Below are 14,332 nucleotides of genomic sequence, written 5' to 3' on the forward strand. Positions count from 1 at the left end.
TTATATAATTTATTAACAAATTATATAAAGTATTCTTTTTGTATTAAAATATTAGACTTAAATTATTGATATTAAATAGTTTAAATAGTAAAATTCTTTATATAAAACGTTTTCGAAAGCGGATAAGATATTATTAGGAGGGGGACAATATGATAAAAAGAAAAAAAGCATTATCACTGATTTTAAGTGGTATTGTATGTTCATCTTTAATACTTACAGGCTGTGGAAATAGCAAAGAAGAGGAAAGTAAGGAAACTGTTAATTTAACTTGGTATGTTATAGGTGATGAGCCAGCTGATAATGATATTGTGGAAGAAGAAGTAAATAAATATTTAAAAGATAAAATAAATGCTACAGTAGATATAAAACATATACCTTTTGGGGATTATACTAAGAAAATGAGTGTTATTAGTAATTCAGGGGAACCTTATGATCTTGCCTTTACATGTTCTTGGGCATTTCCTTATTTAGAATATGCTAGAAAAGGAGCTTTTTTAGAGTTAAATGATTTATTAGATACAGAAGGAGCACCATTAAAGAAAGAAATAAACAAAGAGTTATGGAAGGGTGCAGAGATAGATGGTAAAATATATGCTGTTCCAAATCAAAAAGAAATAGCATTAGCACCTATGTGGGTATTTGATAAAGAGCTTGTTGAAAAGTATAATATTCCTTATGAAAATATACATTCAGTAAACGATTTAGAACCTTGGTTAAAATTAGTAAAAGAAAAAGAACCAGATTTTATTCCATTTTATACTCAAGGAGATTCAATTCCTTTAGACTTTGATGATATAGTAAATCCATTAGGCATATTCTATAATGATAAGAATTTGACAGTAACAAATAAATTTGAATCAAAAGAAATGAAGGATATGTTATTAAAATTAAGAGAATATTATGAAGCTGGATACATAAATCAAGATGCAGCAGTAACTGATATGAAACCAGAAGTAAAAAGATTTGTATGGAAAGCAGATGGACAACCATATGCTGAAAATATATGGGGAAAATCTTTAGGTAGGGAAGTAGTAACTTCATCAATAATACCACCATATATAACTAATAATTCAACAACTGGTGCAATGACTGCAATTTCTGCTAACTCTAAACATCCTAAGAAGGCAATGGAGTTATTGACTTTAGTAAATACTGATACAAATTTAAGAAACTTATTGATGTTTGGAATAGAGGGAAAACATTATGAAAAAATAAATGACAAGCAAATAAAGAAATTTGATGGTAAGAAATATGATGTTGTTAGCTGGGCATATGGAAACTTACTTGGTACTTATGTTTCAGAAAATGACCCTATAGATAAGTGGGAGGCTTTTGAAAAATTCAATAATTCAGCTAAGGTTTCTCCGATATTAGGATTTAAATTTAATTCCGAAAACGTTTCAAATAAAATTTCGGCTATAAATAATGTTTTACAGGAATTTGAAAGAGCATTATATACAGGTTCAATAGATCCTGAAGTTGGACTAAATGATTTAAATAAGAAATTAAATGATTCAGGTATAAATGAAGTTAAAGATGAAATACAAAAACAATTAAATGAATGGAAAGCAAAAAATAATTAGTGTTATTAATAAATAGAGGGTAAGTTTTCACTTACCCTCTTTATCTATTTAATAGTCTTATATTATTTATGATGTTTTGGTGAAATTTCAACTGTTATGCTAATACCAATACCTGCTATTATTCCAGTTAATATGTAGTAAGTTAAGTCATTCATTGGTATTACATATAAACCAAGTAGCCCTATTATAAGTAAAAGTAAAAACATACATACCACAAAAAATAGTGGTTTAAATTTAGGGGTTGTGGGAATAATTTTTGCTATTTTATCTGATAACTTTAAACTTTTATTTATAGGTATAAAAATAAAAGTTGCAATTGCTAGTGATAAAATCATTGGAATAAAACTCATTAAAGATTTCATCTTAAGTTCCTCCTTTATTAAAAACTTTCTTAATTTTATAAGTTGATATTACTATTTTAAGAAGGCCTTATAATTCTTACCTTCATAATAATCACCTCGATTTTTCTTTAAATATAAGTAAAAATACAAATTATAAATTAATCAGTTTTAATTAATGTTAATTACTTCTTATATAAATTATACATTATTTAAGATAAAAGAGTTTATATTATAAGGAATTTAATATAGAACTTTTTTACAAATTAGAAGTGTTTTAGGGATTTTAAGCAATTAGAAAATTAATCAAAGGAAAAAATAAAGAACCAGTTATTAAAAGGTAAAAACTGGTCCTTATGAAATGTATATAGTTAAAAATAATTAAGATTATAAAAAATTAATTATTAGTGCTATTTTCTAATTGTTTAATAGACTCCTTAGTTTTATTTAATGAATCATTTAGATTACTTAATTGTTTTTCTAAATCCTCTTTTTCAGTCTTAGCCTTAGATACTTCCTCTTCTTTGTGAGTTAAATCCTCTTTTGAATTGTTAATTGTGGTAACTAATTGATTATGAGTATTATTTAAATTTGAATCACCTTTTGCTGAAGAACCAATACAAATAGCTATAAAAAATATACATATTCCTAATAAGAATTTTAATATTTTTTTTGATGTATTTTTCATAATATAGTAAAGTCCTTTCTAAATTTTATTAATAACATTTTGAACAAGGGGAGTATCCCATAGATTCTGCCTCTGATAGTGGAATATAACTTGTCCTAGATGGATTTGTATTACCGCATTTATTTTTACGATGATATTTTTTACCTGTTGCAGTTATGTACACCATCTCACCAACTGGTTTAGAAGGCTGTGGATTATCAGAATTATATGAGTCTGATTTAGCGTTAGATGAGTTATTACTAGTAGATTTTTTACTAGAATTATTTGAATAACTTTGACTAATACTATTTGCTTCTTCTTGTTTTTGTTTTTCAATCTCAGCTTGTCTTTGTTTTTCAGCTTCTTCTTTTTGTTTTAGTTCTACTTTGGCTGTGGTATCTTTTAAAAGTTGTTCCTGTTTTTGTTTTTCATCATTAAGTTGATTTATTTTTTCCTTTAAATCACCTATATCTTTATTCAAGGTAGATAGTTCTTCTTGCGAGCTATCTATTTTTGCTAATACAGTAGTTTTTTCAGCTTTTAATTTATTAATATCTTCTTGAGTTGTACCCAAAACAGTAAAACCAAAAATCATACCAATTAAAGCTACTATAACAAAAGCTTTTCTTTTCTTTAAAAATGATGTGAATTTATTCATTTTGTCCTCCTTACGTTTATGTCCATTAACTAATATAACATAAATTTAGAATAAAATGTATAAAATATTGCTAAAAATTAAATTTTAAGTAAATAATATTAATTAATTATTCATTAATTAGATTTTTATTATTATTTTATAATATTTAACTATATATGTATTATCATTACTTTAAAAAATACCAATTTATAATATTTTTTTATTAATTAGTGATGTTATTAAAAAATTAGTATTTAAATTTATAAAACTTTTCTATATATTTGAAAAATATATAATAAATTTGTATTATATATTATATAAACAAATATGGAAAATTTTAAATAGATTGTTTTAAAGATTTATACTATTAATGAAAAGAGGATTTATGATGGAAAAAAACAAAAGAATGTAAGAACTTATTATTAAAAGAAATACTAATGGATTTTTTATTTATTATCCCTATGGTTGCACTTATATTATTAATTGATGTTGTTTTAGGACAATTAATAGATATATATATTAAATTAGGTGGAAAATTTATTGGAAGCAATTTAATTAATGAGAGTGTTAGTGTAAGAATTATTTTTGCTAGTATAGTAGGACCCATAATAGAGTCATTTTTAATAATTGGATTAATAAATTTAAGCAAAAAATTTATTAAAAGCAAATTTAAATATTCATTATTAGTTGCACTAATATTTTCTTTATTGCATTACTATAGTCTAATATATATTTTTTGTGTGATACCTAGTGCAATAATAATGGTATTTTCTTATACATATTATAAACCTAAAAAATTATCTCCATTTTGGATTTTAACCTTAATACACATGATAAATAATTTTATAATTACTATGAGTTAAGCTAGAAGTTATATTTTAAATTTACTCTAAGGAGGACAAAATGAAATACAAAATAAGATTTGCAGATAAAGAAGATTACAAGGTGATAAATGAAATTATTAGAGAGGTACATGATCTATATGTTAAAAATAGACCAGATGTGTACAATGAAACTGATAAACCCTTATCAGAAGAGGAATTTAAAGAAATTCTAGAGGATGATAGATACAAGATGTTTTTAGTTCAGGAAAGAGAAAGTAAAGAGGTTGTAGCTTTTAGTCTTATACAAATAGTAGGACCTAGAAACATACCAATACTTACTCCTGTAAAAACTGCCTTAATTGATACTTTTTGTGTTAAGGAAAAGTATCGTAAAAGAGGAATAGGAAAATTTTTATTTCAGCATATTATAAGTTTTGCAAAAAAAGAAGGAGTAAACACATTACAATTAGTTGTCTGGGAATTCAATAAAGGAGCTATTAAATTTTATGAAGCTTTGGGAATGAAAAAAAGAAATATAAGTATGGAATTAGCTTTATAGAAAAATATTACTTTATTACAATAAATAATTAAGATAAATTTTAATTAGGACATTAAATAGTTAATAATCTTTAATGGATAAAAATAAAACAGGGTGCTAAATATTAGCACCTTGTTTCTATTTAGGTTAAAAGTATTTAAGCTCTTCTTCGTATATAATATTTCCATTAGTATCTAAGCCTTTTATATAGTTAGCTTTATTTTTTTCATTATTTGTATGTGAAGTAAGAATAAACATTTTATTTTCATCCAATTCATAATTTGAAATGATTTTATTATTATTGTCCTCTAATACAATATTTTTTATTTGAGGGTCATTTACATAACCGTATATTTTAGCTATAGGTTCAGAGTTTTTTGTAGGCTTTGAAGTATAAGTATTAAAAGTTACTTGCTTAGAGTAGTCTATTGGATATCCAGCTGGATAATTAACTGGATGCCACTTAATTAGCCCTTTTCTAATAATGTCTATTGAAAACCAATCCTTATATTTACATAGATATATTTTTTCTTTACCTAAGTCTATAGTTTTAATTATATTTGAAGGGCCATAATAAACTGACTTTTCTGATTGCTGATGTGCTTTTAGAGGAGTGAAGCTTCCAGGGAAAATTATTTTAGAACAAATGAGGATAAGTATTATTGCCAAAAACCATTCTATAATAGCACTATATTTTTTATAAATTTTCATTAGCTTCACCTTCTTTGTTAAGTGGAATTTTTATTTTATTTTGTCTATCATACCAGTCAATTTTAATAGTTAAATATTTTACGTCTTCCTTGATCTTTTTATCAAGTAGTATTAATCCTTCTGTTACCCAAAAACTTGTAGAGGAGCTTATAGCTGTTTTTATATATTCTTCTCCATTGTCATCAAATATTCTAAAGATACTTTCTGAGAAAGACCAGTCTAGAGTAGTTCTGACTTGTTTATATCTAATATATGACTCACCTTCAGTATTAATAATTCTTTTTATTATTAAGTAATCATCATCTATTTTTATCTTTTGATTTGGTTCTATTACTTCAGCTTTGCCTTCATTAACAAGTGATCTTATATCTTTAAAATAATATTTGTTTTTAGGTAAGCAGATAAAGCCTATAAAACAAAGAGTAATTAAGCAAACTAAAATTATTAATCGTCTTATTGCCTTAATTGTAGTCTCCCCCTTATTAATTTATTTGTAATTTTTATTTTTAAAGTTTAAATTATGATATTTTGTGATTTGTTAATAATTTTATATTAAAACACCCAATAAAGTCTTCATATTTTAAAGTGATTTATCCATTTTTTATATTTACTATAGATTTTAGTGTATTCACTAAATATGCTTTTAAGATTTAAATTTTTCAATCAATATATATATAATTTTATAAAATAGTTTTGCTTTCTAAGATAATATACCATTTTTTCTTTTATATGGGAATAAGTTTATTGAATAAAAGGGATATTTAATAATATATATTTATTTAAAGTATATAAAGTTGAAAAAGAAACATGTATATTTAAAAAAATAATAAATAAAAGTATATTTAAAATATAAGTTTAATTTAGTTGCTTTTGTATAATGTTACAAAATTTCTAAAAATATTGAAAACGTTATTATGGAAGTGTTAATATTAAAATATATTATTAAAATTCAAATAAGAAAGGGGTTTATAAAGTGAATAGCAGTAAAAAGATTAAGTCTATTTCTATGCTGGTTTTATTAACATTCTTGTTTAGCTTTTTACCTCATATGCCAGTAATGGCTGAAGTGGAAAATAATAATACTAAAGTAAATGAAAAGACTTTAGTTAAGAATGAGAGTGAAGCTTTTGCTGTAGTTGTGGGAGATTTTTTAAAAGAAAGTGGTAACGGTTCCGATTGGGATCCAAGAAATATGAATGGAGTGCTGAAAAAGTATAAAAATGGTTTATATGAAGGGGCTTTAAAGTTAAAGGCAGGAAATTATAATTATAAAATTGCCATGAATGGAACTTGGGATGAGAGCTATGGTAATAATGGTCAAAACATAGCTTTGAATTTATCAAAAGATTCAGAGGTAATATTTAGGTTGGATTATAAAAATAAAAAGGTATATGATTCAATAAATAATCCTGATCAATTTAAAACTAAGGCTATTTTAGCAGGTAATATAAAGGATATAATTGATGGGGCTTCTGATTGGAATCCTGGTAACGATACCGAGAAACTTGATTATATAGGTGGAGGGATGTATAAAAAGACTTTCACTATAAAAGAGAGTGCACAAGGAAAAGATATAAGTTTAGAATACAAAGTTGCATATAATGGAGAGTGGAATAATGGTGAAGTAGCAGAAAATGCTAAGGTAGTAATTCCAAAGGGTACTAAAAACATAATTATTCTAAGCAATTATTTAGATAATTATGTTAAGGATTCAATAAATAATCCAAGTCTTTCTAATACAGTTTCCCTAATAGGAACAGTTAGAGAAGGAAATGGAGATTGGGATGTAAACAACAAAGATTTTGAAATGCATAATCTTGATGAAAATAGAGTTTTATATTCTAAGGTAATGAAAAAAGGAACTTATGAGTATAAAGGCCTTGTAAATCATTCTTGGGATAATGGAGGAATACCATCTCAAGGAAATGTTACTTTAAATATGCCAGAGGACAGAAATGTTATCTTTGTAGCAGATTTAAAAAATAATAAAATATATGATTCAATAAATAACACCAAAGAAATAAATGAAGCATTAGGAATAAAAGGTGATGAAAATACAGATGAAGATAATAATGGTGGAAATCAAGGAGAAAGTGAAAACAAGCCAGATTCAGTAAAAAGTCCTGTAGTAAATGAGGATGGAACAGTAACTTTTAGTGCTAAGTTTAATGGTGATAGCTTGTATCTTATAGGATCTATGGTATCTTGGGATACAAGTAAGCAAATTGAAATGAAAAAGGGAGAAGATGGTGTATTTAAAGTAACAATACCTTTAATTGGTGGAGTTTATGAATATAAGTTTAAACCTAATAAGGATAATTGGGATAATTCATTTACAGACCCATCTAATAAGGCCATGGCTAATGGAAATTCAGTATTAAATATGCCAGGTTTAGAAATAGGTGGAGAATCAAGTGTTGAGGCAGGTAGCACTACAAAGTTAGTTGCATATATCTATGATACTGAAGGCAATAAAAAAGAAACTAATGTTAATTGGTCTTTAGAGGAACCAGTAAGTGGAGTATCAATTGAAGAAAATACTTTAAAAGTTTCTAAGGATGTAGATTCAAGTAAGAAAATAAAGATTAAAGCTACTGATGGAAAATACGTAGTTAGTAAAGAACTTACTATTTTATCTCAAATTTATACCTATACAATAAACTATTATAGATTTGATGGTAATTATGATAACTGGAATTTATGGTTATGGCAAACAGGTGGAGAAGGAAAAGGTTACGATTTTAATAAAAAAGATGAAGCTGAAAAAGGCTTTACAAGAGCGGTCTATAAATTCCCATCAGATAAATTAAACTTCCTTATTAGAAAAGGAAATTGGGAAGATAAAGATGTTGGACATGATAGAACCATAGAAGTTAAGAATGGAAATAATGTAGAGGTATGGTTAATACAAGGGGATGAAAATATTTATTATGATAAGAAGGATGTAGATACTTCACCTAAATTAGTAGCTGCCTTAATGGATAGTAAAACAGACCTGTTAGTTACTTCTGCTGGAAATATAGAAGATTCAGAGTTAGATTCTTTCAAATTAATTGACAAAACTGATAATAAGGAAATTAAAACAAGTGCAATTAAAGTATCTGATAATAAAGTTAAATTAACTTTAAAGAAAGGATTATTTAGTACTCCAGAAATTGATCCAAGTCATGATTATGAAGTTAGCAGTAATAACTTTAGAGCAACTAAGGTTACTATGAGAAAAATCTTAGATGATCCAGAATATTTCTATAATGGAGATGACTTAGGGGTAACTTACAAAAAAGATTCTTCAACATTTAAATTATGGGCACCAACAGCTAAGGAAGTTAGCTTAGTATTATATGATAATGAGGGAACTTATGATGAAAATGGAAAAGTAACAGATAATACTGGTGGAAGAGAAATTTCTATGAAGAAGGAGGATAAAGGAGTTTGGAGCCTAAAAGTAGATGAAAACTTAGAAGGTAAGTACTATATGTATAAAGTAAGCTTCGCAGATGGAAAAACAAATTATGCTATAGATCCATATGCCAAGGCTGTTTCAGCTAATGGCCAAAGAGGGGCTATAATTGAATTTTCATCTACAAATCCATCAGAATGGGGAAGTGTAAAGAAACCTCCTATGTTAAATCCTACAGATTCAATTTTATACGAAATGCATGTTAGAGATTTTTCAATATCTAAAGATTCAGGAATAAATAATAAAGGTAAATTTGAAGGTATAGCAGAGAAAGGAACAAAGGTTCCAGGAACTGATGTTAAAACAGGAATAGATCATTTAAAAGAGCTAGGAATAACAACAGTTCATTTATTACCATCTTTTGATTATGCTTCAGTTAATGAAATAAGCAATAAGCCTCAATTTAACTGGGGATATGATCCTCAAAATTATAATTCCTTAGAGGGATCATATTCAACAAATGCTGAAGATCCAAAATCAAGAGTAAGAGAATTTAAAGATATGGTACAAGCTCTTCACAAAAATGGAATAAGAGTGGTTATGGATGTAGTTTATAATCATACTTATGGAATAGGTCAAAATTCACCTTTTGATCCAGTTGTACCAGGATATTTTTATAGAACTAATGATGAGGGTAAATACACTAATGGATCAGGATGTGGTAATGAAGTTGCAACAGAAAGACCTATGGTTAGAAAATATATAAAAGATTCTGTTAAGTATTTAGCTAAAGAATATGATGTTGATGGATTTAGATTCGATTTAATGGGATTAATAGATACAAAAACTATGAGTGAACTAACAACTGAGTTAAGAAATGAAATTGATCCAAGTTTAATAATATATGGTGAACCATGGCAAGCTGGAGGAAGTGCACTTCCACAAGAACAACAAACTTTAAAGGGAAGCCAAAAAGGTAAGGGCTTTGCCGTATTTAATGATAATTTTAGAAACGCTATAAAAGGTGATAGTGATGGAGCAGGACAAGGATTTGCCACTGGAGCTAGTAGTAAAGAAGGAGATATAGTAGCTGGGGTTAAAGGATCAGTTGATGATTTTACTGATAGTCCAAGTGAAACAATAAACTATGTAACTGCTCATGATAATTTAAATCTTTGGGATAAGATTATAAAGGCAGCAGGCAAGGAAAAAGCTGCAGGCTTCTTAGAAATGAGAGATGGAGTTTTAACAGGGGAAGATGCTAATAAGTATTCTTCGGTTCAAGAGGCAGTTAACAAGAAAGCTAAACCATATAGTGTAATAACAGAGACTAATCCTTTAGATAATGAATATGTAAGAAGAAGTATATTAACAACTGCTATTACAATGACTTCACAAGGAATTCCATTCTTCCAAGCTGGAGATGAATTCTTAAGAAGTAAATATGGAGATCACAATAGCTATAAGAGTCCAGATGCTATAAATGAAATAAACTGGCAAAATAAAGAAAAGTTTAGTGGAGTATTTGATTATTACCAAGGATTAATAGCTTTAAGAAAATCACATCCAGCCTTTAGAATGGATACAAAGGCTGCTATTGAAAGCAATTTAGTAGTAACTAAAGCTAATGATAATATAGTTGTATTCCAACTTAAAAACTTTGCTAATGGAGATTCATGGAAGAATATAGTTGTAGCTTATAATGGAAATAATGCTGAGAAGGAAATTTCTCTTCCACATGAAGGCGATTGGAATGTGATAGTAAATGAACACAAGGCCGGAACAAGTGTCTTAGAATCTCTTAAGGGAGTAAATTCAGTAAAGGTTGCACCTTTATCAGCTAAGGTTCTTTATGATGAAAGCGTAGAAGGAGAAGAACAAACTCCAACATCTATAGATGTTACTCCTTCAAACTTAAAATTAGATATAGGAGCTTCAAGTTTCTTAAAGGCAGTAGTTAAAGACCAAAATGGAAGAATAATTCCTAATGCAGAAATAAAATGGAATATTTCAGATAACTCAGTAATAAAGGTTGATTCAAATAATGGAAAAGTAACTGCTTTAAAAGAAGGAAAGTCAATTATAACTTTAAGCTCTGGAAGTTTAACTAAGGACGTAGAAGTAGAGGTTGTTCATCTTGTTCCAAGCTCTTTAGAATTAGATGGTCCAAATCAAGTTTATACAGGGAAGGATATTCAACTTAATGGAATTGTTAAGGATCAATTTGGACAAATAATCTTAGGAGCAAACATAGAGTGGTTCTCTTCAGATGAAAGCATAGCTAAAGTATCAACTTTAGGAGTGGTTCAAGGAATTAGTGAAGGCAAGGTTAAAATAACAGCTAAGAGTGGAAAGACTAAGGCTACTAAGGAAATAGAAGTTAAAAAATATACTAAAAAGTATATAGAATTCACTTATGTTAGAGATGATAAAGACTATGATGGATGGAATATTTGGACTTGGCAAACAGGGGTAAATGATGGTCAACAAAACTTTACTCAAATAAAAGATGGAAAAGCAATATCTAAGTTTGAAATAGCACCAGATGTAACTCAAGTTGGATTTGTTTTAAGAAAGGGTACTGGATGGGATGAAAAAGATCCATATGAATCAGATAGATATATACAAATAGATCCATCAATGAATGTAACAAAGGTAACTGTTAAGAGTGGAGTAGGAGAGTTCTTCCAAGTTCCAGCTATAAAAAATGCTGAAATACAAGGAGGAAATATTAACTTTAAATATAGAGATAAAGCTTTATATGAAGATAATAATCAATCTTCCATAGACAAGGTTCAAGTTAAGGTTACTTCACCAGGGGTATTATTTAAGGATACAAAGACTTATGACATGGATTATGATTCACAAAATGAGTTCTTTGCATATTCATTAAAGGATATAAAACCTGGAACTTATGAATACAGTTTCTTAGTTACTAAGGATGGTAAAACAGTTGAAACTGAAAAACAAAGAATAGAATATTCTCCATTAAAAATAAATGGAGAGGTTACTTTCAAAAATAATCAGGTTAACTATGATGAAAATGCCATTACAAATCTTAAATTAAGTGGAAGTGATGCTAAAAAAGAAAATATAAAAGAAGTTTATATGGACCTTACAAATGTAGGTGGCCCTAATAAGGTGTTAATGGATTTAAATTTATTAAAGGATAATTCATTAAGCCAAAGCATTGGAATAAATGATAATGTAGTAGCTGGAGAAAAAGAAATACCAGTTACAATAGTTGATAAAAATGGTGAAAATCATAAAGCAAAAGGAATTTTAACTGTTAAATCAAAGGTTGGAGTTGGACCTTTAGATTTTGGCTTTGATGAGTCTAGAATTTACTTTACAGTGACAGATAGATTCTTTAATGGAGATAAGAATAATGATGATCCTCATGGAAACAACTATGATAAGAAGAATCCATATACTTATCATGGAGGAGATTTAAAAGGATTAACAGATAAGATTCCATATTTAAAAGAACTTGGAATAAACACAATTTGGATAACTCCTATTGTTGAGAATACTGATTTTAATCAAATGTTCTCACAAGGGAAAACTCAATACTCATATCATGGTTACTGGGCTAAGGATTTTGAAAAATTAGATCCACATTTAGGAACTATGGATGATTTAAAAACATTAATAGATACAGCACATGATAGTGGAATAAAAATAATGGTTGATGTTGTTTTAAATCATGCTGGCTATGGAATGAAAAATAAAGAGGCTAATAGTGGAGCTAATAACTATCCAACAGAGAAAGATAGAGCTAAGTTTAAAGGTATGTTTAGAGAGAATCCAGGAAATGATTTTATAACTCAAGAGTCAGCAGGACTTCCAGATTTTAAAACAGAGGATCCAGAAGTAAGAGAAAAATTAATAGAGTGGCAAACAGGATGGATTGAAAGATCAAAGACTGAAAAAGGAAATACTATTGATTATTTTAGAGTTGATACAGTTAAGCATGTTGATAATACAACTTGGAAGGCATTTAAAAATAAATTAACAGAAATAAACCCAAGCTTTAAAACTATTGGTGAATATTTTGGAGCTGATATAAATAACGATGGAGGACAACTTCAAAATGGACAAATGGATGCTTTATTAGACTTTGGTTATAAAGGAAAAGCAAGAGATTTTGTAAATGGAAATATTGAGGGAGCTTCAGCTTATTTAGATGATAGAGCAAGTAAAATAAGCAATATCAATTTAATGGGACAATTCTTAAGTAGTCATGATGAAGATGGATTCTTAAAGACTGTAGGAGATGACTTAGGCAAACAAATGCTTGCTGCTTCTCTTCAAATAACAGATAAGGGTATCCCTGTTATATACTATGGAGAAGAACTTGGAATGTCAGGATGGAATGGCTTTGAACAAGGAGATCAAAATAGATATGATATGGATTTTGAAAGATTAAATGATCCTAAGTATAAAAAGGTTCATGATCATTATGAAAAACTTCTTAATATAAGAAAAGAATACTCTAAGGTATTTTCAAAGGGAAATAGAAAAACTATTGCAGGAAACAATGAAGAAGGGTATTCAGTAGTATTAAGAAGCTATAATGGAAAAGAAATTACGCCTATGAATCTAAGTGAAAATAATGAAGAGAAAAATATTACAAATGGACAAAACCTATTTGTTGTATTAAACACTAAAAATGAAGATAAAGATATAAGTTTTAAAACAAATTTCAAAGAAGGAGATAAGGTTAAAGACTTATATAGTGGAAATGAATATTCAATAGGCAAAGATGGAAATGTAACTGTAAAAGCCCCTTCAAGGGAAGATGGAGGAACTGCTATCTTAGCTCTTAAAAATGATAGTATATCACCTTCAGTTATAAATAATGCTCCAGAAATAAATGCTAAAGATGTTACATTAACAGTTGGGGATAAATTTGATCCAATGGAGGGTGTAACAGCTATGGATAAGGAAGATGGAGATATAACAAAGGATATTAAGGTTATAGAAAATAATGTGGACACAGAAAAGTCTGGAGATTATAAAGTAATTTACAAAGTAACAGATAGTGAAGGGGCATCAAAAACTAAGGAAATTAATGTTAAGGTAAATGAAAAAGAAGCCACTTCTCCAGAAGAAATTAAGGTAACTGGCGTCAAATTAAATAAGAAAGATTTAAACCTTAAAAAAGGTAAAAAATATACTTTAAAGGCTGAAATAAGTCCAAAAGATGCAACAAACAAAGATGTTACTTGGATATCAAGCAATCCAAAGGTTGTATCAGTTGATGAGAATGGAAATATAGAGGCTAAATCATCAGGAGAAGCTGAAATAACAGTAACAACTAAGGATGGTGGATTTAAAGATACATGTAAAGTTAAGGTTAAACACTCAGGTTTCTTACCTAATACTGGCTCAGTGGGCGGAAGAATAGTTATTGTAATAATTGGAGTTATAGCTATTGGAATAGGTGTAGCAATGATTTTTTACAAAAGAAAAGTAATTAGAAGAAATAGGCAGGATAAATAATCATTATAAATTAATCTTAATTTCTTGGCTTTAAAGGAAAATTAATAAAAATATCATTAATTGAATAGTAAAATCAATGAAAAAGAGATATCAAAATATATGATATCTCTTTTTATACTCTATATTTTA

The 14,332-nt window shown here is 27.8% G+C and carries 9 protein-coding genes; 4 read left to right on the forward strand and 5 right to left on the reverse strand.

The features are described 5' to 3' along the window. Positions 1-149 precede the first annotated feature (149 nt). Entirely contained in the window at positions 150-1,583 is a 1,434-nt protein-coding gene (locus GOM42_RS05435; protein ID WP_110077382.1) for an ABC transporter substrate-binding protein, read from the forward strand. 62 nt (positions 1,584-1,645) lie between these two features. On the opposite strand, the gene GOM42_RS05440 is transcribed toward GOM42_RS05435, so the two are convergent. The 3 genes from GOM42_RS05440 to GOM42_RS05450 form a co-directional block, all read right to left on the reverse strand. Continuing rightward, the gene (locus tag GOM42_RS05440) at positions 1,646-1,945 is read right to left on the reverse strand and encodes a hypothetical protein (RefSeq protein ID WP_003460376.1); all 300 of its coding nucleotides are present in this window, start codon (positions 1,943-1,945) and stop codon (positions 1,646-1,648) included. A gap of 373 nt (positions 1,946-2,318) precedes the next feature. Continuing rightward, positions 2,319-2,609, reverse strand: coding sequence for a hypothetical protein (locus GOM42_RS05445; RefSeq protein ID WP_110077383.1), 291 nt, complete (start codon positions 2,607-2,609; stop codon positions 2,319-2,321). 28 nt (positions 2,610-2,637) lie between these two features. After that, positions 2,638-3,246, reverse strand: a complete 609-nt coding sequence (locus GOM42_RS05450) for a hypothetical protein (RefSeq protein WP_060670096.1) — start codon at positions 3,244-3,246, stop codon at positions 2,638-2,640. 416 nt (positions 3,247-3,662) lie between these two features. Here GOM42_RS05450 and GOM42_RS05455 point away from each other — a divergent pair, with 416 nt between their 5' ends. Continuing rightward, complete coding sequence (locus GOM42_RS05455; protein ID WP_110077384.1) at positions 3,663-4,088, forward strand: CPBP family glutamic-type intramembrane protease; 426 nt, start codon at positions 3,663-3,665, stop codon at positions 4,086-4,088. A 40-nt stretch (positions 4,089-4,128) separates the two neighbouring features. Then, on the forward strand, positions 4,129-4,608 hold the full coding sequence (locus GOM42_RS05460) for a GNAT family N-acetyltransferase (RefSeq protein ID WP_004457254.1): 480 nt from the start codon (positions 4,129-4,131) through the stop codon (positions 4,606-4,608). Positions 4,609-4,734: 126 nt separating this feature from the next. Here the strand turns inward: GOM42_RS05460 and GOM42_RS05465 are convergent, their stop codons facing one another. Further along, positions 4,735-5,298 (reverse strand): hypothetical protein, encoded by a 564-nt coding sequence (locus tag GOM42_RS05465; protein WP_110077385.1) that lies wholly within the window; start codon positions 5,296-5,298, stop codon positions 4,735-4,737. Further along, on the reverse strand, positions 5,285-5,785 hold the full coding sequence (locus tag GOM42_RS05470) for a DUF5643 domain-containing protein (protein WP_311735399.1): 501 nt from the start codon (positions 5,783-5,785) through the stop codon (positions 5,285-5,287). The genes GOM42_RS05465 and GOM42_RS05470 overlap by 14 nt, the downstream gene beginning before the upstream one ends. Positions 5,786-6,271: 486 nt before the next feature. Here GOM42_RS05470 and pulA point away from each other — a divergent pair, with 486 nt between their 5' ends. Beyond that, positions 6,272-14,203: a type I pullulanase gene (gene pulA, locus GOM42_RS05475; protein ID WP_110077386.1), complete on the forward strand. Its 7,932-nt coding sequence runs from the start codon at positions 6,272-6,274 to the stop codon at positions 14,201-14,203. Positions 14,204-14,332 lie beyond the last annotated feature (129 nt).

The sequence above is a fragment of the Clostridium sp. 16K-1-R1 genome (assembly GCF_023921145.1).
Taxonomy (GTDB): domain Bacteria; phylum Bacillota; class Clostridia; order Clostridiales; family Clostridiaceae; genus Sarcina; species Sarcina perfringens.